General features: G+C 70.0%; 23 protein-coding genes. 8 read left to right on the forward strand and 15 right to left on the reverse strand.

Annotated features, from left to right (window positions below; genetic code table 11):
- The first annotated feature begins 44 nt into the window (after positions 1-44).
- Positions 45-1208, forward strand: coding sequence for a glycogen synthase (gene glgA, locus DYE23_RS21005; protein WP_115328070.1), 1164 nt, complete (start codon positions 45-47; stop codon positions 1206-1208).
- 9 nt (positions 1209-1217) lie between these two features.
- Here the strand turns inward: glgA and DYE23_RS21010 are convergent, their stop codons facing one another.
- From DYE23_RS21010 to log, 7 genes are all read right to left on the reverse strand, one after another.
- On the reverse strand, positions 1218-1385 hold the full coding sequence (locus tag DYE23_RS21010) for a DUF3117 domain-containing protein (protein WP_003931055.1): 168 nt from the start codon (positions 1383-1385) through the stop codon (positions 1218-1220).
- A gap of 227 nt (positions 1386-1612) precedes the next feature.
- Complete coding sequence (locus DYE23_RS21015; RefSeq protein WP_115328071.1) at positions 1613-2221, reverse strand: DNA-3-methyladenine glycosylase I; 609 nt, start codon at positions 2219-2221, stop codon at positions 1613-1615.
- Entirely contained in the window at positions 2218-2583 is a 366-nt protein-coding gene (locus DYE23_RS21020; RefSeq protein WP_011893076.1) for a DivIVA domain-containing protein, read from the reverse strand. The genes DYE23_RS21015 and DYE23_RS21020 overlap by 4 nt, the downstream gene beginning before the upstream one ends.
- 33 nt (positions 2584-2616) lie before the next feature.
- A complete protein-coding gene (locus DYE23_RS21025; protein ID WP_011893075.1) occupies positions 2617-3576 on the reverse strand; it encodes a glucosyl-3-phosphoglycerate synthase in 960 nt (319 codons plus the stop codon).
- The gene (folP, locus tag DYE23_RS21030; RefSeq protein WP_011893074.1) at positions 3573-4448 is read right to left on the reverse strand and encodes a dihydropteroate synthase; all 876 of its coding nucleotides are present in this window, start codon (positions 4446-4448) and stop codon (positions 3573-3575) included. Before folP ends, DYE23_RS21025 begins: the two co-directional genes overlap by 4 nt.
- 77 nt (positions 4449-4525) lie before the next feature.
- Positions 4526-6328, reverse strand: coding sequence for a long-chain-acyl-CoA synthetase FadD6 (gene fadD6 / locus DYE23_RS21035; RefSeq protein ID WP_115328072.1), 1803 nt, complete (start codon positions 6326-6328; stop codon positions 4526-4528).
- A 34-nt stretch (positions 6329-6362) separates the two neighbouring features.
- Positions 6363-6926 carry a cytokinin riboside 5'-monophosphate phosphoribohydrolase gene (gene log, locus DYE23_RS21040; protein ID WP_011893072.1) on the reverse strand — a complete coding sequence of 188 codons (564 nt, stop codon included), beginning with the start codon at positions 6924-6926 and terminating at the stop codon, positions 6363-6365.
- Between the two features lie 31 nt (positions 6927-6957).
- Between log and DYE23_RS21045 the strand changes: the two genes are divergently transcribed.
- Complete coding sequence (locus tag DYE23_RS21045; protein WP_235660467.1) at positions 6958-8940, forward strand: ATP-binding protein; 1983 nt, start codon at positions 6958-6960, stop codon at positions 8938-8940.
- Between the two features lie 87 nt (positions 8941-9027).
- Positions 9028-9801 carry an ESX-1 secretion-associated protein gene (locus DYE23_RS21050; RefSeq protein WP_115328074.1) on the forward strand — a complete coding sequence of 258 codons (774 nt, stop codon included), beginning with the start codon at positions 9028-9030 and terminating at the stop codon, positions 9799-9801.
- On the opposite strand, the gene DYE23_RS21055 is transcribed toward DYE23_RS21050, so the two are convergent.
- Entirely contained in the window at positions 9798-11429 is a 1632-nt protein-coding gene (locus DYE23_RS21055) for an ABC-F family ATP-binding cassette domain-containing protein (protein ID WP_115328075.1), read from the reverse strand. The genes DYE23_RS21050 and DYE23_RS21055 overlap by 4 nt on opposite strands.
- 209 nt (positions 11430-11638) lie before the next feature.
- On the opposite strand from DYE23_RS21055, the gene DYE23_RS21060 reads away from it, so the two are divergent.
- Positions 11639-13033 carry an IS1380 family transposase gene (locus DYE23_RS21060; protein WP_115326321.1) on the forward strand — a complete coding sequence of 465 codons (1395 nt, stop codon included), beginning with the start codon at positions 11639-11641 and terminating at the stop codon, positions 13031-13033.
- Positions 13034-13173: 140 nt separating this feature from the next.
- On the opposite strand, the gene dapE is transcribed toward DYE23_RS21060, so the two are convergent.
- Positions 13174-14247, reverse strand: a complete 1074-nt coding sequence (dapE, locus tag DYE23_RS21065) for a succinyl-diaminopimelate desuccinylase (RefSeq protein ID WP_115329050.1) — start codon at positions 14245-14247, stop codon at positions 13174-13176.
- Between the two features lie 94 nt (positions 14248-14341).
- Between dapE and dapD the strand changes: the two genes are divergently transcribed.
- Positions 14342-15307: a 2,3,4,5-tetrahydropyridine-2,6-dicarboxylate N-succinyltransferase gene (gene dapD / locus DYE23_RS21070; RefSeq protein WP_115328076.1), complete on the forward strand. Its 966-nt coding sequence runs from the start codon at positions 14342-14344 to the stop codon at positions 15305-15307.
- Between the two features lie 267 nt (positions 15308-15574).
- Positions 15575-16999, forward strand: coding sequence for a hypothetical protein (locus DYE23_RS21075; RefSeq protein ID WP_218566991.1), 1425 nt, complete (start codon positions 15575-15577; stop codon positions 16997-16999).
- Between the two features lie 18 nt (positions 17000-17017).
- On the opposite strand, the gene DYE23_RS21080 is transcribed toward DYE23_RS21075, so the two are convergent.
- From DYE23_RS21080 to DYE23_RS21090, 3 genes are all read right to left on the reverse strand, one after another.
- Positions 17018-17545 carry a M15 family metallopeptidase gene (locus DYE23_RS21080; RefSeq protein WP_276051689.1) on the reverse strand — a complete coding sequence of 176 codons (528 nt, stop codon included), beginning with the start codon at positions 17543-17545 and terminating at the stop codon, positions 17018-17020.
- 128 nt (positions 17546-17673) lie between these two features.
- On the reverse strand, positions 17674-18024 hold the full coding sequence (locus tag DYE23_RS21085) for a VOC family protein (RefSeq protein WP_115328077.1): 351 nt from the start codon (positions 18022-18024) through the stop codon (positions 17674-17676).
- Positions 18015-19433 carry an acyl-CoA synthetase gene (locus DYE23_RS21090; protein ID WP_115328078.1) on the reverse strand — a complete coding sequence of 473 codons (1419 nt, stop codon included), beginning with the start codon at positions 19431-19433 and terminating at the stop codon, positions 18015-18017. Before DYE23_RS21090 ends, DYE23_RS21085 begins: the two co-directional genes overlap by 10 nt.
- Before the next feature lie 39 nt (positions 19434-19472).
- Here DYE23_RS21090 and DYE23_RS21095 point away from each other — a divergent pair, with 39 nt between their 5' ends.
- The gene (locus DYE23_RS21095) at positions 19473-20009 is read left to right on the forward strand and encodes an NUDIX domain-containing protein (RefSeq protein WP_115329053.1); all 537 of its coding nucleotides are present in this window, start codon (positions 19473-19475) and stop codon (positions 20007-20009) included.
- A 173-nt stretch (positions 20010-20182) separates the two neighbouring features.
- The gene (locus DYE23_RS21100) at positions 20183-20683 is read left to right on the forward strand and encodes an Rv2253 family sensor-like surface protein (protein ID WP_115328079.1); all 501 of its coding nucleotides are present in this window, start codon (positions 20183-20185) and stop codon (positions 20681-20683) included.
- Here DYE23_RS21100 and DYE23_RS21105 read toward each other — a convergent pair.
- From DYE23_RS21105 to fdxA, 3 genes are read right to left on the reverse strand one after another with little or no spacing between them, the layout of a single operon-like run.
- The gene (locus DYE23_RS21105) at positions 20671-24108 is read right to left on the reverse strand and encodes a bifunctional proline dehydrogenase/L-glutamate gamma-semialdehyde dehydrogenase (protein WP_115328080.1); all 3438 of its coding nucleotides are present in this window, start codon (positions 24106-24108) and stop codon (positions 20671-20673) included. The genes DYE23_RS21100 and DYE23_RS21105 overlap by 13 nt on opposite strands.
- A 22-nt stretch (positions 24109-24130) precedes the next feature.
- Positions 24131-25270 (reverse strand): succinyldiaminopimelate transaminase, encoded by a 1140-nt coding sequence (gene dapC / locus DYE23_RS21110; RefSeq protein WP_272940050.1) that lies wholly within the window; start codon positions 25268-25270, stop codon positions 24131-24133.
- Positions 25260-25583 (reverse strand): ferredoxin, encoded by a 324-nt coding sequence (fdxA, locus tag DYE23_RS21115; protein WP_011893058.1) that lies wholly within the window; start codon positions 25581-25583, stop codon positions 25260-25262. Before fdxA ends, dapC begins: the two co-directional genes overlap by 11 nt.
- Positions 25584-25617 lie beyond the last annotated feature (34 nt).

The following is a 25617-nucleotide window of genomic DNA, read 5'->3' on the forward strand; positions in this document are numbered from 1 at the left end:
GGGATGGGGCGCAGCGGATCGCGAAGTTGGATACGGTCTCTGCCATGCGGGTGGCGATGATGACGCGGGAGTATCCACCGGAGGTCTACGGCGGCGCCGGCGTCCACGTCACCGAGCTCGTCGCGCAGCTGCGACGACTCTGTGAGGTCGACGTGCACTGCATGGGCGCGCCACGTCCCGATGCCATCGTCGCGGCCACCGACCCGGCGCTGGCGGGCGCCAACCCGGCCCTGACCACGCTGTCGGCGGACCTCAACATGGTCAACGCGGCGGCGCAGGCCCAGGTCGTGCACTCCCACACCTGGTATGCCGGAATGGCCGGGCACCTTTCGGCGCTGCTCTACGGAGTGCCGCATGTGCTCACCGCGCACTCGCTGGAGCCGATGCGGCCGTGGAAGGCCGAACAACTCGGCGGGGGCTACCGCATCTCGTCCTGGGTGGAGAAGACGGCCGTGGAGGCCGCCGACGCGGTGATCGCCGTCAGTGCCGGCATGCGGGAGGACGTGCTGCACGCCTACCCGACACTCGATCCGAGCAGGGTGCATGTCGTTCTCAACGGCATCGACACCGACAAGTGGCGTCCGGTCGACGCCGGCGGCGAGGAGTCGGTGCTGACCGAACTCGGCGTCGACCTGTCCCGTCCGATCGTCGCGTTCGTCGGACGGATCACCCGGCAGAAGGGCGTCGCCCATCTGGTCGCCGCCGCGCACCATTTCGATCCCGGCATTCAGCTGGTGCTGTGCGCCGGCGCCCCCGACACCCCGGAGATCGCCGAGGAGGTGGCCTCCGCGGTGCAGCGTCTCGCCGAGGCACGCACGGGCGTGTTCTGGGTGCGGGAGATGCTGCCACAGCCCAAGATCGACGAGATCCTGTCAGCGGCAACGACGTTCGTGTGCCCGTCGGTCTACGAGCCGCTCGGCATCGTGAACCTGGAGGCGATGGCCTGCGCGACGGCGGTCGTCGCGTCCGACGTCGGCGGCATTCCCGAGGTGGTGGCCGACGGGCAGACAGGTCTGCTGGTGCACTACGACGCGAAGGACACCGCGACGTTCGAGCGCCAGCTCGCCGAAGCCGTCAACAGTCTCGTCGCGGATCCACAGCGGGCCCGCGAGTACGGGGTGGCCGGACGGCAGCGGTGCATCGACGAGTTCTCGTGGGCGCGCATCGCCGAGCAGACCCTGCAGATCTACCGGTCCGTCACGGCCTAGAGGGCGACGCTAGCTGGTCACTCCCTTGAGCTCGTCGCCGAGGGCTGCCGCCTCTTCGGGAGTGAGTTCGACGACGAGTCGTCCACCGCCTTCCAGTGGAACCCGCATCACGATGCCTCGCCCCTCCTTGGTTGCTTCCAGTGGACCGTCTCCAGTCCGGGGCTTCATCGCCGCCATCGAGTGCTCCCTCCACAATGGGCGTGCCCGTCAGGGCCTGGTCTGTCCGTGAGCCGGAGCTGGGCACCGTTCGACGTGCACTGACAGCACCCGGCTCTGAACTGCTACAGACCTCCATTGTTCCCTATCCGGGCCGAGTCGTGTGCGAAGACCCGGCTATAGCCGTCGGGATGGGGGGTCGGGCTTCGCTGGAGCGGCCCACCGAGCGCCACGACGGACCCGCGGCGTCACCCCTGCAGGCGGGGTGCCCAGCAGTCCGCGGTGTGGTCGTCGACCATCCCGGTGGCCTGCATGAGCGCATACGCCGTCGTCGGTCCGACGAAGCGGAAGCCACGCTTCTTCAGTTCCCTGGCCATCGCCGTCGATTCGGGCGACACCGCCGCGACGTCGGACAGGCTCGCGGGACGGGGCCGGGTCATCCGGTCGGACGGCGCGAACGACCACAGCAGTTCTCCGAGATCGTCCCCCGCCTCGGCCATCTCGATGACCGCACGGGCATTGGAGATGGTGGCGTCGATCTTGGCGCGGTTGCGCACGATGCCCGCGTCGGACATCAGACGCGCCACCTCGCCGTCACCGTAGGACGCGATCCGCTCGACGTCGAACCCGTCGAACGCGGCGCGGAAGTTGTCCCGTTTGCGCAGGATGATCAGCCACGAGAGGCCACTTTGGAACGCCTCCAGGCTGACCCGCTCGAACAACGCCGCCGACCCGTACAGCGGGCGCCCCCACTCGTCGTCGTGATAGTCGCGGTAGAGCGTGAAATCCTCCGGCGAGAGCCGGGACTCGTCGATCCATCCGCACCGGGTCCGCGCGTCGGGTTCGACGTCGCTCACATGTCGTCCCGCGCGTACTCGCCCGGATGCGCATCGGAGCTCTGCGCGTCGTCGAGGGTCGGATCCTCGACCCCGTGCGCGGCGCGGACGGCGGCCAGTTCACCGCGCAGCGCGTCGATTTCCCGACCGAGGCGATCCAGCACCCAGTCGACCTCGCCGGTCTTGTAGCCGCGCAGGGTCTGGGTGAACTTCACCGCGTCGACATCGGCCCCGGTGACCCCGGAGGCGGGCAACACCGTGGCGGTGGTGCCCTGCGGCAGCGGCGGCAGCACCTCTCCGCGGCCGAACAGCACACTGCCCACAGCGAACAAGACGATCCCGACGAGCACCAGCACCACGAGGTAGAGCAGGACGAGTGTCACCCCTCGATAGTGCCCGACGGCACCGACGGATCGTCAGCGAGGACGCAGGGTGACCATCGGCGGACGGTCGTCCAGCGACACCGTCGACGTCCGCGGCGTGTAGTCCTCGCCATCGGCGAAGAACTGGGTCAGGCCGATCCCGGAGTCGGGCACCCCGCACCGCGACAGCAGGGTGCCGATGACCTGCCTGCTCATCGACGCCAGCTCGGTCAGCGGGCGGTTGCGATGGGTGCGCACGCCGAGGTTGACCTGCGCGATACCGTCCAGACCCAACCGGTCGTAGGTGTCGATCAGCAGCCCGATCTCGACGCCGTAGCCGGGCGCGAACGGCACCGCCGTCAGCAGCTCGCGGGTGCCGGCGTACTCGCCGCCCAGCGGCTGGTACAGGCACATCAGCTCGGGCCGTAGCGAGGCCAGCAGCGGGCGCGCGACGAGCTCGGTGACGCGTCCGCCGCCGTTGGCGTCCTCTTTCCCGCTGACCATCAACGGCCGACGGTAGAAGCCTTTGACCAGGTGCACGCCCTCGGCGATCAGCAGCGGCCCGAGGAGTTTGGGCACGAACATCGGGTCGGGGTCCAGGAGGTCCGAGTCGACGAACACGATGATGTCGCCCGTCGTCGCGGCCAGCGACCGCCACAGCACCTCGCCCTTGCCGGGTTGGGGCGCCACCTCGGGCAGCGCGACCTCGCGGCTCACGACGCGTGCGCCGGCGGCGACCGCCCGGATCTCGGTGTCGTCGGTCGAGCCGGAGTCCAGCACGATCAACTCGTCGACGAGCCCACCGAGCAACGGCGTGATGGTCTCGACGACGCCGGCGACCGTCTCCTCTTCGTTGAGCGCGGGGAGCACCACCGACACGGTGCGGCCGCGTTTGGCGGCCTCCAGTTCGGCGATCGACCAGGTCGGCCGGCTCCAGCTGCGGTCCTTGAGCCAGCGGTGTTCGGCGACACCGTAGGTGGCCAGCTCGTCGACGCGATCAGACAACACAGTCATGCCAATCCCCTCACCGTGCGTTTCGGCGGACGGGCGCCTTGGATTGACGCAACCATCTCCAGTACTCGACGTGTGGGCCCCACCTCGTGTACCCGGAACACCGCCGCACCGTCGGCGGCCGCCAGAGCGGTCGCCGCCAGCGTGCCCTCGAGACGCTCGGTCAGGCCCACACCCAGAGTTTCCCCGACGAAATCCTTGTTGCTCAGCGCCATCAGGACCGGCCATCCAGTGTTTACAAGCTCTTTTACATGGCGCAACAAACTAAGACCGTGGTAAGTGTTCTTGCCGAAATCGTGGGTCGGATCGATCAGAATCCGGTCCCTGGAGACCCCGAGCGACACCGCACGCTCGGCCGCGGCGGTCACCTCGGCGAGGACGTCGTCGACCACACCACGCTCGGAGAGTCCGTAGTTGACCCGGAACGGTCGGGTGCGCGGCACCGCGCCGCCGGTGTGCGAACAGACCAGGCCCGCGTCGAACTCCGCGGCCACGCCGGCGAGGTCGGGATCGGTGCCGCCCCAGGTGTCATTGATCAGGTCGGCGCCCGCGGCGCACGCCTGCTTGGCGACCGCGGCGCGCCACGTGTCGACGCTGATCACCTGGTCGGGAAACGTGCCCCGCAGCCACTCGATGAACGGCACGACGCGGGCGATCTCCTCGTCGACGTCGACGGTCGTCCCGGGTCCCGCCTTCACCCCGCCGACGTCGACGATGTCGGCCCCGTCCGCGATGACGCGGTGCGCGGCCTCCTTGGCGGCGTCGTCGCTGAACGTCGCGCCGCGGTCGTAGAAGGAGTCCGGCGTGCGGTTCACGATCGCCATGATCAGCGCACGATCACCCGCGACCGGACGGCCCAGAAACGTCGACTGCACATTCCCAGGCTACGGTTCACCGCGAATCCGGCGCGCTCGACGACGCTCGGCGTCGTTTTGCGCGCCCGATCCGCCCGCTACTTGGGCTTCTTGCCGTCCTTCACCTCGACGAGGTACTCCTCGTAGAACTCGACGTAGCCCTCCTCGCGGCCGGAGAGCACGTAGATCGGGTCCTCGACCTTCACGTCGTCCTCGTCGCCCTCGCCGCTGGAGCCGCCATAGCCCTCCTTGCGCAGGTCGCCCTTCTGACTCTTGAAGGTCGACGTGTGCGCCAGCTCCTCGACGATGCGCACGAACAGCGGCACCGCATAGCCGGGCAGCTTGTCGAAGGCGGCCTTGGCCAGCGCCTTGCCGTCGAACTCCTTGCCGTCCTTGAGCTGGATCGCGACCATGCCCGCGCGACCGCCGGTGTCGGGGACCTCGACACCGAACACCGTGGCCTCCTCGACCTGCGGATCGGTCGACACGGCCGCCTCCACCTCGGTGGTTGCGACGTTCTCGCCCTTCCACCGGAACGTGTCGCCGAGCCGGTCGGTGAAGGCGGCGTGACCGAACCCCTGGCTGCGCATCAGGTCGCCGGTGTTGAACCACACGTCGCCGTCCTTGAACGCGTCGCGCACCAGCTTCTTCTCCGACTCCTTCTTGTCGGTGTAGCCGTCGAAGGGCTGGAAGTTGCTGACCTTCGACAGCAGCAGGCCGGGCTCGCCCTTCTTGACCTTCTTCACGCGCCCGTTCTCGTCGCGGAGGGGGTCACCGGACTCGTCGTACTCGACGAACGCGATCGGGCTGGGGCAGATGCCGGTCGTCTTGTCGAGGTTGAAGAAGTTGACGAACGCGGTGTTGCTCTCGCTGGCGGAGTAGAACTCGCACACCCTGTCGATGCCGAACCGCTTCGTGAAGTCGTCCCAGATGGCGGGGCGCAGACCGTTCCCGCAGATGACCCGGACCTTGTGCTTGCGGTCGGTGGGTTTCTCGGGCTGGTTGAGCAGATAGGCGCAGATCTCACCGATGTAGACGAACGCGGTGGCGTCGTAGCGGATCACGTCGTCCCAGAACTTCGACGCCGAGAACGACTTGCCGATCGCCAGGGTCGCACCGGAGTTCAGCACCGACGACAACGCGACCGTCAGCGCGTTGTTGTGGTAGAGCGGCAGGCAGCAGTAGAGCGTGTCGTTGCTGTTGAGGCGCATTCCGAGCCCGCCGAAGCCGGCGAGCGCGCGCAGCCAGCGGTAGTGGGTCATCACGCTGGCCTTGGGCATTCCGGTGGTCCCGGAGGTGAAGATGTAGAACGCCTTGTCCTTGGCGAGCACCGCGGACGTGGTGGCCGGGTTGGTCGTCGGCGCCGTCTCGGCGAGCTTCTTGAGCTCGTCGAGCGTCATCAGCCCGTCGGTGTCGGCCCCGGATTCGGTGATCGGCTCCACGAAATCGGTCTCGGCGACCATCACCGAGGCGGACAGCAGCCCGACGCTGTGCTTGAGCACCTCGTCGCGCTGGTGGTAGTTGAGCATCCCGGAGATGGCGCCGCACTTGACCGCGGCGAGCATCAGCAGGATCGGCTCGGGCGAGTTGCGCATCATGATGCCGACGACGTCACCGTGGCCCACACCCTTGGCGGCGAGCACCGCGGCGTACCGGTTGACGATCTCGTTGGCCTCGCCGTAGGTGATCTCGCGGTCCTCGAACTTGAGGAAGACGTTGTTCGAGTACTGCGCGGCCCGGTCCTGGAAGACCTTGCCGATCGAGGTCTTCGCCGAGGGGCGCGCGCCGAACCCGGTGACGACGCCCCGCAGCATCGTCGGCGTGTCCTTCACCAACCCCGGCACCTGCTTGGCGATATCGAGCAGCCCGACGCTGCTGCGGGTCCCCGACTTGTTGCTCACTGTGCCTCCGCTGTCTCCGCTGCTGCTGTGTGGGTCACCCTAACGGTGGTGCGCAGGCGGTCAGAGCCGCGTCGACGTCGTCGACGACGACGAGGGAATCCATCGCGTCCTGTGCGACGTACCCCGTCCCGACCAACCCCCGCAACCACGCCAGGAGGCCGTCGTAGTGCCCAACAGTGTCGAGCATCACGATCGGCTTGGTGTGCATACCCAAATAGCCGGCTGTCCAGGCTTCGAAGAATTCTTCGAGGGTGCCGATGCCGCCGGGCAGCGCGAGGAACGCGTCGGCGCGGTCCTCCATCACCTGTTTGCGCTCGCGCATGGTGTCGGTCACGACGAGCTCGTCGGCCTCGGTGTCGGCGACCTCCCGGTGGACGAGCGCCTTCGGGATCACCCCGACGGTGTAGCCGCCGTGCGAACGCGCGGCGGCCGCCACCGCACCCATCGCCGAGACGTTGCCGCCACCGGAGACGAGAGTCCACCCCCGGTCGGCGATCCCCGCACCGACTTTGCGGGCGAGTTCCATCAGCTCGGGATGCACCGGGCCCGACGCACAGTAGACGCAGACGGCCCACTCACGGTCTGGATCTCGGGACACACCACCAACCTATCCGCATAGACTCCGGCTTGTGCCTGCGCCTCTGCCTCTCGGTTGGGTGATCGCGCCCGCTGAACCGGCCCTTGACCAGCTCGAACTCGGTGTCCGGACGCGCGCAGGCGCCGTGCTGATCGGCCCGGCGGGGGTCGGCAAGTCGACGCTGGCGCGCCTGGCCGCCGAACACCTGGCCCCGGACTTCCCGCGCATCGACTGGGTGTCGGCGACGACGGCACGGCAGGGCGTGCCGTTCGCCGCGTTCGAGAACCTGGTGACGGTCCCCGAGACGGGGTCGACGACCGTGGTGTTGCGCGCGGCCAGAGACCAGCTCGGCGACGGGCGTCTGCTCGTCGTCGACGACGCGCATCTGCTCGACCCGTTGTCGGCGGCACTGGTCTACCAGTTGGCCGCCGAGGGTGCGGTCCGCCTCCTGCTGACCGCGACCGTGGCCGACACCCCGGTGCCCGCGGAGGTGACCGCGCTGTGGCACGACGGCCTGGTCGCCCGGGTCGACGTGCAACCGCCGGGACACGAGGACGGCAGGCTGCGCGCGCAGATCGGCGAGTTCGTCGCGACGCTGCCCGTCCCGGTCCGCTCGGTGCTGGGCTTCCTGACGGTGTGGGACCCGTTGTCGCGTGCCGATGCCGACGCACTGGCCGGAGCCGATGCGGTGCGCGACGCACTGGCCTGCGGCGCCGCGACGCTCACCGGCGACGATCTGCGCCCGGCACACCCCCTGCTGCTCGACGCCGTCCGCGACGCACTCGGCGGCCCGGAGTTGCGGCGGTTGCGCACCGCCGTCGTCGCGCGCGCGACCGAGGCCGGTGAGGGTGTGGTGGCGCGGCTGCGCGCAGCTGCCCTGGCGGTGGACAGTGACGGTGCGCAGGCCCTGGTGGATGTGTGCGCCGCCGCGAACGAGGCCCTGCGGCTCGGCGATCTCGAGTTGAGCGAACGTCTCGGCCGCGCCGCACTGGGCCGGTCCCCCGGCCTGGCGGCCCGTCTCACGGTCGGCTACGCGCTGGCGTGGCAGGGGCGGGGCCGGGAGGCGGACGCGGTGCTCGCCGAGATCGATCCGGGCTCGCTGTCCGAGGACGAGCTGCTGGCGTGGGCGCTGCCCACCGCGGCCAACCAGTTCTGGATGCTGTCGGAACCCGAACGGGCGACGGCGTTCCTGCAGGCGACCCGGGGCAAGATGACCTCCCCGGCGGCCCGCGTCACGCTCGACGCGCTGTCGGCCACGTTCACGATGAACGCCGGGAACCTGGGCCGGGCAACCGAACTCGCCACCGAGGTGCTGACGTCACCGGACGCCGATGACACCGCGGTCGGCTGGGCGGCGTCCGCGGCCGCGCTCAGCGCCGCGCGCACGGGACGGTTCGACGAGGTCGACGCGCTCGCCGAACGGGCGCTGTCGGCGGGCCAACCGGGCCTGCTCCGCTTCACCAGCGGCTTCGGGCAGACCACCGCGCTGGTGATGACCGGGGAGCCGGAGCGGGCTCTCGAGCTCGCACAGCGGCTCGCCGATTTCGCCCAGCGCCGCCAGCCGGGCCGCGCGATCGGTGAGGTCCTGGTCGCCGACGTGCTGATCGCATCCGGGGAGCTTCCGCGCGCGGCGTCGCTGCTGCGGGAGGCCGCGGCCACGCTGGCGCCGACCGGGTATTCGTGGGGGCCGCTGGCCTGGATGCTGCTCGCGCAGGCACTCGGGCAGCTCGGGTTGACGGTCGAGGCGGGAAAAGCACTGTCGCGCGCGGAATCCCGGCACGGCCTCAAATCGATGCTGTTCGCCCCGGAGCTGGCGCTGGCGCGCGCGTGGACCATGGTCGCCCGCCGCGACACCCACGGTGCGGTGGCCGCGTCCCGGGAGGCGGTCAGAGCCGCCGAGCGCGGGGGCCAGACGGCGGTCGCGTTGCGCGCCGCGCGGGAGGGCGTCCGGGTGGGCGACCCGCGGGCCGCGGAGACGTTGCATCGGCTGTCGACCGAGCTCGATTGCGCGTTCGGGCGGGCCGCGGCGACGTAGCCGGCAGGGATCCGCTCGAAAATCAGTGCGCTCGGTGCCGCGCCGGCGACTCTAGGATCGAGACACCGACGGATCCGGAGAGTTGTGATGAGCCAGCCTTTTTCGGTGGATCCCGACGGCGTGCGCGCCCTCGGGGAGATCCACAGCGGTGTCGCCGCGGACCTGGGATCGATGTCTGCATCCGCAGCCGGGTCTCCACCGGTGACTGCGACCCACGGAACCATCGCGACCGCCGTGGACACCGCGCTCGGCGGCGCCCTGGGTAGCCGGGCCCGCTCGTTGACCCGCACTCGCAGCCTCAGCGAGACCATCTCCGAGCTGCTGCACCAGGCGACGCTGGCCTACGAGCGAGGCGACGAGCAGGGAGGCGACGCGATCCGCGCGGCGGCCGACGCGATGGCTCAGGATGAAGGCTCACAGACCACCGCGGGCGGCGCGACGACCGGCGGCACCCCCGCCGGAGCGGATCCGTTCGCGCAGGCCGTCGGTCAGCTCGGCCAGCTCGGCCAGTTGTTCACCGCGCCGCTGGCAGCGCTGGCCCAGCCCCTGCAGCAGCTTCCCCAACAACTGATGCAGGGGCTGCAGCAGGCCGACCGATCAGCCACTGGCGCACCAGGAGTCGACACGAAGGCACCACCCGGTGCCGCCACCGCGGGGGCCGACGGCGCGGAGACCAGCCTCGACGAACCCGACGCCGAAACCGACGACGAAACCGACAACGAGGCACCCGAACGGGACTCCGAGGACGACGTCGAGGCGAGCCCCGGAGACGGTGCCGCTGCCGACCCGGCACACGCGGGTCCGACCGCCCCGGCACCGACCGCACCGAAGCCCGCGCCGATCCGCCCCGCACTCGGTTAGCCCTCTGCTCTCAACGACGCGTCGGCCAACCGGCCTTCTCCGAGGTGCAGCACGCGGCCCACGCCGATCGCGTCCAGGAACGCCACATCGTGGCTGACCACGACGAACGCGCCCCGGTAGGCGACCAACGCGCTCTGCAACTGGGCGATGCTGGTGAGGTCGAGGTTGTTCGTCGGTTCGTCGAGCAGCAGCAGGCGCGGCGCGGGCTCGGCGAACAGCACGCATGCCAGCGTCGCCCGCAACCGCTCGCCTCCCGACAGCGCCCGCACGGGGAGATCCACCGCATCGCCGCGGAACAGGAACTGCGCCAACAGATGTCTGCGCCGCGTCGCAGCCAGGGCGGGGGCCGACGTCGCCAGATTGTCCGACACCGTCCGGTCGTCGTCGAGCAGATCGAGACGTTGCGACAGGTAGGCCACCCGCCCGGCGGCAGCCTGCACCGTCCCCGCATCGGGCGCCAGATCCCCGCACAGCGTCCGCAGCAGGGTGGTCTTTCCGGTCCCGTTGCGGCCGGTCAGCGCGATCCGCTCCGGCCCCCGGATGGTCAGGTCCACCCCGGCGAGAAGAATTCGCCCATCCCGATGCACCTGTAACCCGCGGGCCTGCAACACCGTTCGTCCAGAAGGAACCCCGGTACCGGGCAACTCCAGTGCGAGTTCATCGCTGTCGCGGACGGCCCGCTCGGCAGTGTCGAGGCGGAGCTGCGCCTCGTCGATCCGGCGGGCGTGCACGTCGTCCGTCCGCGCGGCCGTCTCCTGCGCGCGGCGCTTTCGCGCGCCGGCGACGATCGTCGGCAGCCCGGCGTCCTTGAGCGTGCGTCGGGCTCTGCCCGACCGGCGGTCGGCGCGTTCGCGCGCCTGCTGACGCTGTCGCTGTTCGGTTTTGATCGCCTGCTCGGCGTTGCGGACCGCGTCGCGGGCGGCACGCTGCGCGTCTGCGACCGAGGCCCGATAGTCCGTGAAGTTGCCGCCGAAGGAGACGATGGCGCCGCGGTCGAGCTCGGCGATGCGGTCCATCCGGTCGAGCAGCACGCGGTCATGGCTGACGAGGACCAGGCAGCCGGCGAAGTCGTCGAGGGTGTCGTAGAGCGTGCCGCGGGCGGCGGCGTCGAGGTTGTTGGTCGGTTCGTCGAGCAGCAGGACGTCGGGTCGTCGCAACAGCTCGCGGGCGAGGCCCAGCGTCACCACTTCCCCGCCCGACAGCGATCGCAACGACCGGTCGAGCCCGACGTGCCCGAGACCGAGGCGGTCGAGCTGGGCGCGGGTGCGCTCTTCGACGTCCCAGTCGTCGCCGATCGCGGTGAATACGGCGTCGCGAGAATCCCCGTCAGACAGTGCTTTCAGCGCGTCGAGCGCCTCGGCGACACCCAGCACCTCGGCGACCCGTCGGTCGTCGAGAAGCGGAAGCGTCTGGGGCAGATGACCGATGGTGCCGTCGACGACGACTGTCCCTGCGGTGGGCGACAATTCGCCGGCAATGAGCCGCAGCAGCGTGCTCTTACCGGAGCCGTTCGATCCGACGAGTCCGGTGCGGCCGGGCCCCGCCCAGAAGTTCAGGTCGGTGAACAACGCCTTCGGAGGCCCGGTGTCGAAGGAGAAGGACAGATGGGTACAGGTGATCGACGGCATGCGGGAGCTCCCGGTGAGGTACGGACGAGGGTCTGGTTCCTCAGTGCGAGAGCATGTGTTTCACGGTAGCGGCGGGGTCAACCGATTAAGCCTTGATCCACCGATCGAATAGGAGTTGGGGCGGGTTGTAAAAACGAAATGCCCTGTCGCGGTGAAAGAATGGGATTTGTCTAGGATCACATTCGGTCAGAACGAAGGGCATCTCGTAGATGCAACTATCTCACACTCGTCCTGTGGCGTCAGCCCGCTTTGATGACCCCAATCTGGTGTCGTGTGCCGGGCTGGTCCCGATGGCCGCTCTGGCTCATCAGTGCGGGTTGAGCAGCCTGGCTGATGAGCACATCACGGTGCCGACCGACAAGGGCGCCAACGCCGGGGCGAAAGTCTTGTCGCTGGTCGCGGGCATGGTAGCTGGTGCTGACAGCATCGATGACATGGCCTTGCTGCGCCACGGCGCGATGGGCACCGTGTTCGACCGCCCGTACGCCCCGTCGACGCTGGGATCGTTCCTGCGCGAATTCAGCTTCGGTCATGTCCGCCAACTCGACGCCGTGGCGGCGCGGTTGCTGGCCGGTCTGCACGAACGCACTCCGGTGCTGGCCGGTGTTGACGGTCCGGTGTGTGTTGATCTCGATGACACCATCATCGAAGTGCACGGCTACACCAAACAGGGATCTGGTTACGGATACTCCGGGGTCCGTGGGTTAAATGCGCTGATCGCCACGCTCACCACTGAGCATGGTGCACCGATCATCTGCGGCCAACGCCTACGCAAAGGCGCCTGCGGATCAGCACGTGGAGCTGCCCGCATCGTCGGCGACACGCTGGCCACCGTGACACGACTGCGCTCTTCGGCGGCAGCCACCCGGCCGCTGCTGCGAGCCGACTCGGCGTTCTACGGCTACCCAACCGTGGCGGCTGCTCTGCGCGGTGGTGCCGACGTGTCGATCACCGTGCGCCTGGACCCAAAAGTCAAAGCCGCCATCGCCGCCATACCCGAGGACGCCTGGATCCCGATCCAGTACACCGACGCGATCTACGACGAGAACACCCAGCGCTGGATCTCGCGCGCCGAGGTCGCCGAGATCGACTTCACCGCGTTCAGCTCCCGCAAAACCAGCGAGCAGATCCCCGGCAGGCTGGTGGTGCGGCGCATCCCCGACCTCAACCCCGCCAGCGGCGAGGGGCAGACCACCCTGTTCGACACCTGGCGCTTCCATGCCTTCTTCACCACCACCGACCTCGATACCGTCACCGCCGACAAGACCCACCGCGGCCACGCGCTCATCGAGCAGGTCCACGCCGACCTCAAAGACTCTGCTCTGGCCCATCTGCCCTCGGGGCGATTCGGCGCCAACGCCGCCTGGCTGGTGTGCGCAGCGATGGCGTTCAACCTCACCCGCGCCGCGGCCACCCTGACCGGACCAGCGCTGGCCAAAGCCCGCACCGGCACCATCCGCCGCACCCTGATCAGCGTGCCGGCACGCATCGCCTCCTCGGCCCGACGCCTGACCCTGCACCTGCCACGCAACTGGCCCTGGGAAACCGCGTGGAACACCCTGTTCCACAGTCTGTTTGGCCGAAACCGGCCACTGCTGGCCTAACAGAGCAACCCCAACCGCCCGCACGAGACGAAAGACCCACAGGAACAAGCCGATACCGAGATCGGGCCATCACACACACCCACCTCACGGCACACCCCGGGCCCAACGCACACAATCGAAATCGACTTCACACCGACAGCTCACCGGTGGATCGAGGTTAAGTAGCGCCGCAGCATGTCGGTCACCGCGGTGATCTGTGCGACCTCGACGTGTTCGTCGACGCGGTGCGCGAGATTCGGGTCGCCGGGACCGTAGTTCACCGCCGGGATGCCCAGGGCGGCGAACCTCGACACGTCGGTCCAGCCGTACTTCGCACGCACCTGTCCGCCGGCCGCCTCGACGAGCGCGGCCGCGGCGGGTCTGGTCAGTCCCGGCAGCGCGCCTGCCGCGGAGTCGGTGAGCTCGATCTCGACATCGAGCCCGTCGAACACCTCCAGGACGTGGGCATGGGCCTGCTCGACGCTGCGGTCCGGCGCGAACCGGAAGTTCACGGTGACGCTCGCGGCGTCCGGGATCACGTTGCCCGCCACACCTCCGTCGATACGCACCGCCGAGAGTCCCTCGCGGTAGGTGCAGCCATCGATGTCGACACTGCGTGCCCGATACGCCGTGAGCCGGGCCAGCACGTCGCCGAGTTTGTGAACGGCGTTGTCGCCCAACCAGGATCGCGCCGAGTGCGCGCGTGTGCCCGTGGCTCGCACCACCACCCGCAGCGTGCCCTGACAGCCGGCTTCGATGTAGCCCCCGGACGGTTCGCCCAGGATCGCGACGTCGGCGGCGAGCCACTCCGGCAGCTCCCGTTCGATCCGGCCCAGCCCGTTGGCCGACGCCTCGATCTCCTCGCAGTCGTACATCACCAGGGTGATGTCGTGCGCAGGGTCGGCGATGGTGGCCGCCAGATGCAGGAACACCGCGTCCCCGGACTTCATGTCCGAGGTTCCGCAGCCGTGCAGGATCCCGTCGGCGAGCCGGCTCGGCAGGTTGTCGGCCGCGGGGACGGTGTCGGTGTGGCCGGCGAGCAGCACCCGAGACGGCTTTCCGAAGTTCGTACGCGCCAGCACCGCGTCGCCGTGGCGGATGACCTCGAAACCGGTGGTCTGTTCGCGCAGCGCGGTCTCGATCTCGTCGGCGATGCGGGTCTCGTGCCGCGACTCGCTGGGGATGTCCACCAGCGCCGCGGTCAGCGTGATCGGGTCGGCGTGTAGGTCCAGCACACCGGCCACGTTAGCCGGTTGCGCCGCCTTCCCGGGCTGGTCGGGACCCCGCGGAGCATGAGCACGGTCCGGCCCCCGGGTAGCCTGATGCACCGTGACTTCCGCAACTGGTGCCTCTGGCGTCGGCGTCGCGACCATCGCGGCCGACGGTTCCGTTCTCGATACCTGGTTCCCCGCGCCGGAGCTGACCGCCGACGGACCGTCCGGAACGTCGCGGTTGTCGGTGGCAGAGGTACCTGCCGAACTCGCCGCGCTCGCCGGCCGGGACGAGGACCGCGACGTCGAGGTCGTCGTGGTGCGCACCGTGATCGCGTCGCTGGCGGACAAGGCCGTGGACGCCTATGACGCCTATCTGCGCCTGCATCTGCTGTCGCACCGCCTCGTCGCACCCCACGGGCTGAACGCCGAGGGACTGTTCGGAGTGCTGACCAACGTCGTGTGGACGAGTCATGGCCCGTGCGCGGTGGACGGTTTCGAGGCCGTGCGCGCGAAGCTGCGCCGCCGGGGACAGGTCGCGGTGTACGGCGTCGACAAGTTCCCTCGGATGGTCGACTACGTGTTGCCCTCCGGGGTGCGGATCGCCGACGCGGACCGGGTGCGCCTCGGCGCACATCTCGCGTCGGGCACCACGGTGATGCACGAGGGTTTCGTGAACTTCAATGCCGGCACCCTGGGCAGCTCGATGGTCGAGGGCAGGATCTCGGCGGGTGTCGTGGTCGACGACGGCTCCGACATCGGCGGCGGGGCATCGATCATGGGGACGCTGTCCGGTGGGGGCACGCAGGTCATCTCGGTGGGCAAGCGGTGTCTGCTCGGCGCCAACGCGGGCCTCGGCATCTCGCTGGGTGACGACTGCGTGATCGAGGCCGGGCTGTACGTCACGGCGGGCACGAAGGTGACCCTCCTCGACGAGGGTCGGACGGCCACGACTGTGAAGGCTCGCGAACTCTCCGGCGCGAGCAACCTGTTGTTCCGCCGCAACTCGGTGACCGGCGCCGTCGAGGTGGTCAAGCGCGATGGCACGGGAATCACCCTGAACGAGGCGCTGCACGCCAACTAGGTGCTGATGCCCCGGCGTCGACGATGAGACGCCGAATATTTGCTGAATTCTGCGTGCGCTGTGCAGATTGGGCGCGCGGACCGGCGGCCGGGGCACAACTGATCTTCGCCGAACATGTTTTGGCTATTTACGCATGTGCAAATTATGCTGTGTCCCGATGATCTTGAAAGCCGGGTGCCGACCAGCGGCTTCCGCAGCATTCGAGAAGGGACGCTGACCTTGTCAGGCACCGCTTACGCACCAGGCAAATCACCACTGTTCGCCAGTTTGGCGGTTGCGGTCGGACTCGGCGGCAGCGCCCTCGGGGCCGCGGCGTTGCTGGCACCCGAGGCAGCCGCAGCGCCCGATGACTGGCTGCCGGCCGCCCCGTACTCCGAATGCCTGCCGCCCGCCGACGGCTGCGCGAACGTCGGGGCAGCCGTCGGCGCCGAAGGAGCGCACGGATCTGCGAATCTGGCAACGCTGCAGGCGGCCGGGTCGAATTCCCTGTTCCGTCCGTTGTTCGGCAACGGAGCCGACGCGCCCGCCGACTGCGTCGGCACCGCCTGCAACGGTCGCCACGGCGGGCTGATCTGGGGCAACGGCGGAGCCGGCGCCAACGGCGGCAACGGCGGCAACGCGGGCCTGCTCGGCAACGGTGGACGCGGCGGCGACGCGACGACACCCGGCCAGAACGGCGGGCACGGCGGCAACGGAGGACGACTCTGGGGCAACGGGGGCGACGGCGGCAACGGAGCACTCGGCGTCGTCGGACCCGCGGGCGCCGGCCCGACCCCGCCGAGCTCGCTGCCGGCGGCGACGGGCACGCGCGGCGACAGCCCGCCGTACGGGTACGGCAATCTGGTCGGCGGCGACGGCGAGACCGGGGCAGACGGCGGTCGCTATCCGTTCGGCGCCAACTGGAGCCTCGACCTGCCGGTCGGCGGCGCCGGCGGGGCCGGCGGCTGGGCGAACAGCATCGACGGCAGCGCCACGGGTGGCAACGGAGGCACCGGTGGCAACGGCGCGTTCGGCGGTCGCGGCGGCAACGGCGGCGCCGGCGGTTCGGCGTACGGCCGGGGCGGGATCACCACCGGCGGCAACGGAGGCGCAGGCGGCGACGGAAGCACCGGGGCGGCAGGCGGGCGAGGCGGCGACGGCGGATCCGCATCCGGTGGATACGCCGTGGGCGGCGACGGCGGAGACGGCGGCCGGGGCGGCACCGGTGCCGACGGCGGCACCGGCGGCATCGGGGGCGCCGGCGGCAATGGCGGTCGCGCCGGTCTGTTCGGCGGCAACGGCGGCAAGGGCGGCGACGGCGGCTCCGGCGGTGACGGCGGCGTGGGCGCCACCGGTGGCGTGGGCGGCGACGGCGGCGTGGGCGGCGGAATCCTCACCGCGACGGGATCCGTCGGCGCGGGAGGCTCCGGCGGTACGGGCGGCACCGGAGGCCGCGGCGGCGACGGCGGAGAAGGCGGCGCCCCGGGACTCGGTGGCGCCGGCGGCCTCGCCGGTAGGTCGGGCGCCGACGGCAGGGCCGGCGATGCCGGAACGGGCGGCCGGGGCGGCGCCGGGGGCCATGGCGGCAAGGGCGGCATCAGCGGAACGGGCACACCGGGCGGCGCGGGGCAGTCGGGACAGTCGGCGACGGGCCGCTCCGGAGGAGCCGGCGGCGAGGGTGGGTCCGGCGGTCCCGGCGGCGCAGACGACTGACCAGTGCCGCCGCGGCGGCTATCCCGCGGCGTTGGGTTTGAGCGGCGCGCACTCGCCCTGCGCGTCCGCGGTGAGCTCGAAATGCCAGATCTCGTTGGCATAGATCTGGCAGAGGCCGAACTGCCGTCCGTTGGCGATCAGCCAGTGGTCGGCCTCGGGCGGGCCGATGTCGACAGCCTGGCCCAGGACATGTTTGGACACCTCGGGGGTTGCGACGTACTCGGCGGCGGCTGCGACGCTGCCGTACGCGACGACGGCATCGTCGAACAGCCTCTGCTGGAACCCTTTCGAGCGCCAGCCGGAGGTCACCGTCATGTCCACACCGCCGGCCTGCGCGGCGCGTGCGGCATTCTGGACGGCGGCGAGGAGCGCGGGATCCAGTTGCGACAGAATGGGATTCGCAGTATCGAACGGTGACAGCGGACGACCGTCGGGGAGCCAGCCTCCGGTGGTGTCCACGGCGCCCGTTCCGATGCTCAATGTGTCTGCGGGCGTGGCCTGCGCAACCGGGGCCGGCGGCACCGTGATGCTGGTCTGGACGAGCATGACCTCGGGTGCGTGCCCACACGCCGCCAGCACCACGGCCGTTCCGATCGCGGCGAGCGTGCGCGAAATCCCGCGAAACGCCGGCGTGTTGCCCGCCGACACGCACGCTCGCGGTGCGGGGTGGGGGGTCACGATCCGGCCGCCAGAATGCAGAACTCGTTGCCTTCGGGGTCGGCCAGCACCACCCAGGTCTGCTCACCCTGACCGATGTCCACCCGCCGGGCGCCGAGTCCGATCACCCGCTCGACCTCGGCCTGCTGATCGTCGGGGGTGAAGTCGAAGTGGATGCGGTTCTTGACGGCCTTGCCCTCGGGCACTGCGAGGAACAGCCAGTCCGGACCCACCCCGCCGGGTGCCCGCAGCACCACATCCCCGTCGTCGGTGTCCTCGGCGGGCCACCCGAGGACCTCCGCCCACCACGCCGCCAGAGCACGGACATCGTTCGCGTCGACGCAGATGTCGCTGAACCTCAAACCCACTGCGCCAGTTCCTTCTTCATCACCTTGCCCATCGCGTTGCGCGGCAGGCTCTCGACGATCCGGACCTCGCGGGGCCGCTTGTGCGCCGACAGCTGTCTGGCCACGTAATCGATCAGCTCGTCGGGCTCCGCCGCGCCCACCACGAACGCGACGATCCGCTGCCCGAGGTCTTCGTCGGGCGCTCCGATCACGGCGGCCTCCCGCACCCCGGCATGGCCGAGCAGCACCGTCTCGATCTCGCCGGCGCCGATGCGGAATCCGCCGCTCTTGATGAGATCGACCGACTCCCGGCCGACGATGCGGTGCATCCCGCCGGAGTCGATGACGGCGACGTCACCGGTCTGGTACCAGCCGTCGTCGCCGAGCACCTCGGCCGTCGCGTCGGCACGGTTGAGGTATCCGTCGAACAGCGTGGGGCTCTGCACGTGCAGCCGGCCGATCGACTCCCCGTCGTGCGGCAGTGCCGTGCCGTCGTCGGCGACCACCCGGGTCTGCACACCCGGCAGCGCCATCCCGACCCAGCCGGGCCGGCGCTCCCCCGAGACCAGGGTGCTCAGCGTGATGAGTGTCTCGGTGCTGCCGTAGCGCTCGATCGGCCGGTGCCCGCTCAACGTGGCCAGCCCGTCGAACACCGGCACCGGCAGTGCCGCACTTCCCGACACGAGCAGGCGGGCCGGGGCGAGCGCACGTGCGGCATCACCGTCCTCGACGATCCGCGACCACACCGTCGGGACCCCGAACAGCAGCGTGCCGCCCAGCTCGCTGACCGCGTGGGCGTACGCGTCAGGAGTCGGTTTCCCGGTGTGCACGAAGCGGTTCCCGATCCGCAGCGACCCGAGCAGTCCCAGCACGAGGCCGTGCACGTGATACATCGGCAGCCCGTGGACCAGGGTGTCGTCGGGGGTCCACTGCCACGCGTGGGCCAGCATGTCGATGTCGGCGGCGATCGCGCGCCTGCTGACCACGACGCCTTTGGGCAATCCGGTGGTGCCCGAGGTGTAGATGATCATCGCCGTCGCGTCCGGGGGCGGCTCGGCGTAGCGGTGCCAGGACCGGGCGTGCATCCGCACGGGAATGTGCGCGAGTCCGTCGGCGTGCTCGGGCAGTTCACCGAGCCATCCCTGCGCACCCGAGTCGGTCAGGATGTGTCGTCGCTCGGCGGCCCCGACGTCGGCGGGCACCGGGACGAATGGCACTCCGGCGATCAGGCAGCCGGCGACGGCCAGCACCGTCGTCGCGGTCGGCCGGGCCAGGATCGCGATCCGCGACGCACCGGCGACCCGTTCGGCCACCGAGGTCGCCGCCCCGACGAGATCACTCCGACTCAACGACACCCCGTCGATGCGCACCGCATCACCGAGGTCGGCACCGGCGGCGACGGCCGCAGGGTTCAAGGACGCCAACAGCACAGCGTGAGGCTACCCCTGACGCTGGTCATACTGGTCGGTGTGGATTACATCCAGGCCGTCGGGACGCGGGAGATCTATCGAAACCCCTGGCTGACGATCCGAGAGGACGACATTCGCAGGCCCGACGGCAGCCCCGGGGTGTACGCGGTGGTGGACAAGCCGACGTATGCGCTGGTGATTCCGCGCGACGGCGAGCGCTTCCACCTCGTCGAGCAGTTCCGTTACCCGATCGGTTTGCGACGGTGGGAGTTCCCGCAGGGCACTGCGCCCGACCGGGCCGACCTCGACGGCGCCGACCTCGCCGCACGTGAGCTCCGCGAGGAGACGGGCCTGATCGCCGCGTCGATGACCGAGATCGGTCTGCTCGACGTCGCCCCGGGGATGAGCAGCCAGCGCGGGAGGGTGTTCCTCGCCACCGGGATCACCGAGGGTCCGCACGACCGCGAGCACGAGGAGCAGGACATGCGCAGCGCCTGGTTCACCCGCGCAGAGGTCGAACGCATGATGCGCGAACGCGTGATCACCGACGCGCAGAGCATCGCCGCATGGATGTTGATGCACCTCACCGGCCACTGAGGTCACGAGGTACGTTCCGCACGAACGTCATTCGGATCGGCCACCGATACCAAGCCGTGATCCAACCGTGCCCGTACGCGTCGTGTCGATGCGGCATCGTGACGGTTGCGGCAATTAAGTTGAAGTGCCACACCGAAATAACCCAGCACCTAATTCAAAACAGCGAGGAACTCATGTTGGCCCGACAGGCGCGCCACGCGCTGACAGCCGCGGCTGTCGTTGCGGCAGCGGCTGTCTGCGGATCGGCCACCGCGTCGGCCGCCCCGGTCGACTGGAGCGGGCGTTACACGGTGGTGACCTTCGCATCGCAGAAGATCGGCACGAGCATCGCGACCCGACAGCCCGAACCGGACTTCAGCGCGCAGTACACCTTCAGCACGTCCTGTGTCGGCACCTGCGTGGCGACGGCGTCCGACGGGCCGGTGCCGTCCAATCCGACCATCCCGCAGCCGTCGCGCTACACGTGGGACGGCCGGCAGTGGATCTTCAACTACAACTGGCAGTGGGAGTGTTTCCGAGGTGAGGGTCTCCCCCGCGAATACGCGGCCGCCCGTTCACTCGTGTTCTACGCACCCACCGCCGACGGTTCCATGTACGGCACCTGGCGTACGGAGATCCTCGACGGCGTCTGCAAGGGCACCGTCGTGATGCCGGTGGCCGCCTACCCGGCGTGAGGCCCGTCGAGCAGTCCGTCGACGAGGGCTGTCGGTGAACCGAACCGGTGCGCGGTCACCGAGACCGCCTGTTCCCGCAGGAAGGTGAGCAGCTCGATCCGCCCGGCCTCGACCACCGGTTGCGCGTAGAGCGCGATGTCCGCCCTGCCGCCGCTGTCCTCGGCGAAGGCCTCGCGACTCCCGCCGATCAGCCGGACCCGCGTCGGAGCGTTGCCGCGCAACAGCTTCCGCCAGCTGCCGGGATCGTCGTCGCGCACGGTGACTCCGCGCGACCGCAGCATGCCCGCGAGCGCGGGGTCCAGCGGCGCGGCGCTCGACAGCGTGATCCCGGCGCCGGACAGCAGACCCGCGGCGACCACCCGGAGCAGCGACGCGGTGTGCCCGCCCTCGGTCCGCACGGTCACCGGCACCGGGCGGTAGCGCAGGATGTTCTTCTCCGCGGTCAGCGCCGCCACGTCGCGGGCCTCGCCGAACTCCTGCTCCCAGGCCAGCGCATCCGACTTCAGAGATCGCCCGAGGAATTCCAGATCCGCCGCGCTCAGGTCCAGACCTGCTGCGGCGGAGAGGAATTCGTTGATTTCCGGGGTCAGTCGGCCGGCTTTCGCCGCCGGGGCGGTGTCCCACTCGCTGAGCCCGATCAGATAGTTCGGGCCGCCGGCCTTGGCCCCGGCACCGACCGAGGACTTCTTCCAGCCCCCGAACGGCTGGCGCGCCACGATGGCCCCGACCGTCGACCGGTTGACGTAGGCATTGCCTGCCTCGACCCGGTCGATCCAGCGCTCGATCTCGCGCCGGTCGAGACTGTGCAGGCCGGCCGTCAACCCGTAGTCGACCTGGTTCTGCATCGCGATCGCCTCGTCGAGGTCGCGGGCCTGCATCAAACCCAGTACGGGACCGAAGTATTCGGTGAGATGGAATTCCGAACCGCGCCGCACCCCGGTCTTGACCCCGGGCGACCACAGCCGGCCGGTGTCGTCGAGCCGCCGTGGCTCCACAAGCCACGTCTCCCCCGGCCCCAGCGTGGTGAGCGCCCGCAGCAGTTTGCCCTCTGCAGGTTCGACGACCGGACCCATCTGGACGGTGGGGTCGGTCGGATAGCCGACGTTCAGCGAGCTGACGGCGTCGACGAGCTGGTCCCGGAATCGGGTCGAGCGTCCCACCGAACCCACCAGGATGCCCAGCGAGGCCGCCGAGCACTTCTGCCCGGCATGCCCGAACGCCGAGTACACCAGGTCTTTCACGGCCAGGTCGACGTCGGCGTGGGGGGTGATCACGATCGCGTTCTTGCCGCTGGTCTCGGCCAGCAGGGCCAGGTCGGGCCGGAAACTGCGGAACAGCGCGGCGGTGTCGAACGCGCCGGTCAGGATCAGTCGGTCGACCCGCGCGTCGGAGATGAGCCGGGCGCCCAGCTCGCCTTCGTCGAGGTGGACCAATTGCAGTGCGTCGCGCGGAATCCCGGCATCCCAGAGCGCCTGCACCATGAGCGACCCGCACCTCCTGGCCTGCGTGGCGGGTTTGATCACCACGGCGCTCCCGGTGGCCAGCGCGGCCAGGGTCGAACCCGCGGGGATCGCGACCGGGAAGTTCCATGGCGGCGTCACCACGGTGAGCCCGACCGGCCGCGCGGTGGCGCCGTCGACACGGTCGAGCTCCTCGGCCAGCGAGGCATAGTAGTTGGCGAAATCGACGGCCTCGGAGACCTCGGGGTCGCCCTGGTCCAGGGTCTTGCCCGTCTCGGAGGCCATCACCTCCAACAGCGTGGCGCGACAGCCCTCCAGCGTCGCCGCGGCGCGACGCAGAACGGCGGCGCGCTGCGCTCCCGACAGGGCCGCCCACCGCGAGCCTGCGTCGACACCGCGGGAGATCACCCCGTCGAGCTCGTCGACCGTCGTGACGGTGAATTCGTCCACCAGCGCGCACCCCGCAGTCGACCCCGCGATGCGCTCGGTGACCGCGCGTCCCCACGCCCGGTTGCCCGGCAGCGCCGGATCCGTGTCGGCGACGTTGGAGAACACGTCCCGCATCGCGGCCGCCGGATCGTCGGTCCGCCTGTCCTGCCGGCGGTTGGGCGGGGGAACACCGTCGTCGACGGCGGCCAGTGATGCGGCGAACCGGTCCCGCTCACGGCGGAAAAGTGTGTCGTCGCTGTGCAATTCGAAGACCGCCGACATGAAGTTGTCCTGGCTGGCGCCTTCCTCGAGCCGACGCACCAGGTAGGCGATCGCCACGTCGAAGTCCTCGGGGTGCACCACGGGCACGTAGAGCAGCAGGTTTCCGACCGTCGCCCGCACCGCCTCGGCCTGGGCGTCGGCCATGCCCAGCAGCATCTCGAACTCGACGCCGTCGCGGACGCCGCGCCGCCCGGCCAGGATCCACGCGTAGGCGACGTCGAACAGATTGTGACCGGCGACGCCGATGCGCACGTTGTCGATGTGGTCGGACTGCAGGGCGTAGTTCAGCACTCGCTTGTAGTTGGTGTCGGTGTCCTGCTTGGTCGGCCACGTGGCGACCGGCCAGCCGTGCAGGGACGCCTCGACGTGCTCCATCGGCAGATTGGCGCCTTTGACCAGACGCACCTTGATGCCGGTACCGCCGCGCTGCCTGCGGTCGCGGGCCCAGTCCTGGAGCCGGATCATCGCGCTCAGGGCATCGGGCAGATAGGCCTGCAACACGATGCCGGCCTCGAGGGTGCGTAGTTCCGGCCGGTCGAGCAGACGGGTGAACACCGCGATCGTCAGCTCCAGATCGCGGTATTCCTCCATGTCGAGGTTGATGAACTTGGGGGTGGCCGCGGTCGCCGCCTGGGTGAACAGCGGCAGCAGGCTCTGCTCGATGTGGTCGACGGCCTCGTCGAACGCCCAAACCGAATGCGGAGGCACGCTCGCCGAGACCTTGATCGACACGTAGTCGACGTCGGGTCTGGCCAGGAGCCGCTCGGTGCCCGTCAGGCGCCGTCGCGCTTCGCGCCGCCCCAGCACCGCCTCGCCGAGGAGGTTGACGTTGAGGTTGACCCCGCGACGGCGGATCCGCTCGATGGAGCGGCCGAGGCGGGCGTCGGTCGCGTCGGCCAGGAGATGGCCGACCATCTCGCGCAGGGCGCGGGAGGCGATCGGGATCACGACGCCGGGTAGGACGACGGATACTGCCGCACCGAGCCTGATGAGCAGCCGCAGATGCCACGGCAGGAACCCGGGCGCGGTGCGGGCCAGCTCGCGCAGGTTCGCCGCCGCGACGCGGGGGTCGTCCGGGCGGATCACGCGGTCGACGAACCCGACGGTGAAATCGAGCCCGCCGGGGTCGCGCAGCACGTCGGCGAGCCGTCGTGCCGCAGGTGCGACGCGGTGTCCCGCCGCGTCGTCGAGCCAGCGCCGGACCAGGGTTTCGACTTCGGACACCAGGTGCTCGTCGCCGCCGATGCGCGTCATCTACCCACGATAGGGGTGTGCGCTAGGAACCGAGGCGCTCCACGGCCGCGTCGATGCGCTCGTCGGTCGCGGTCAGCGCCACCCGGACGTGCCGGGTGCCGCGTGGCCCGTAGAACTCTCCGGGGGCGACCAGGATGCCGCGCTGCGCGAGCCATGCGAGGGTGTCGCGGCACGGCTCGTCGCGGGTGGCCCACAGGTAGAGGCCCGCCTCGGAGTGGTCCACGGTGAACCCTGCGGACACCAGCGCGGGCAGCAGTGCGTCGCGGCGACGCTGATAGCGGGCTCGCTGCGTCCGCTCGTGCGCGTCGTCGTCGAGAGCGGCGACCATCGCGGCCTGAATCGGCGTCGGCACCATCATCCCGGCGTGCTTGCGCACCGCGAGCAGTTCGGCGACGACGGCGGGATCGCCGGCGACGAAACCGGCGCGGTACCCGGCCAGCGACGACGTCTTCGACAGCGAGTGGATGGCCAGCAGCCCGGTGTGGTCGCCGTCGCACACGGCGGGGTGCAGCACCGAGACGGGGGTGGCGTCCCAGCCCAGACCCAGATAGCACTCGTCGGACGCGACCAGCACGCCGCGGTCGCGCGCCCAGCTCACCACCTTGCGGAGGTGGTCGACCCCGAGCACCTTGCCGGTCGGGTTGCTGGGTGAGTTCAGGTACACCAGTGGCGGGGCCGCGGGGCCCAGCTGTGTCAGGGAGTCCGCGCGCACCACCGCGGCGCCGGCGAGCAGCGCACCGACCTCATAGGTCGGGTAGGCCAGTTCGGGGACCACGACGGTGTCGGCCGCGCCGAGGCCGAGAAGCGTCGGCAACCACGCGATCAGTTCTTTGGTACCGATGACCGGCAGCACCGCGGCGGGGTCCAGGCCGGTGATCCCGTAGCGCCGGTGCAGCGCGGCGACCGCGGCGTCACGCAACGCGGTCGTGCCGTGGGTCGTCGGGTAGCCGGGGGCGGAACCGGCCGCCGCGAGCGCGTCGCGGATCACCGGCGCCACCTCGTCGACCGGGGTGCCGACCGAGAGGTCGACGATTCCACTCTCGTGGGCACGGGCCGCCGCGGTGACGTCGGCCAGGGTGTCCCACGGGAACACCGGCAACGACGCGGAGACCGGGGCTCTCAGCCGCCGGCGGGCGAGCTCAGCCGTGGGCTCAGTCCTCACCCTGGGGAGGGAGGTCCTTGACGGCCTGGGGATCGTTGTCGGTCTGACCGACCTTCGACGCACCGCCCGGCGAACCGAGTTCGGTGAAGAAGTCGGCGTTGATCTGCGTGTAGGCGCTCCACTGCTCCGGAACGTCGTCCTCGTAGTAGATGGCCTCGACCGGGCAGACCGGTTCGCAGGCGCCGCAGTCGACGCACTCATCCGGGTGGATGTACAGCATGCGAGCACCTTCGTAGATGCAGTCGACGGGGCACTCTTCGATACATGCCTTGTCTTTGACGTCGACGCAGGGCTCGGCAATCGTGTACGTCACGTACTTCTCCTCAGTCCTCTCGAACTACCTGTCC

The sequence above is a fragment of the Mycolicibacterium gilvum genome (genome assembly GCF_900454025.1).
Lineage (GTDB): Bacteria > Actinomycetota > Actinomycetes > Mycobacteriales > Mycobacteriaceae > Mycobacterium > Mycobacterium gilvum.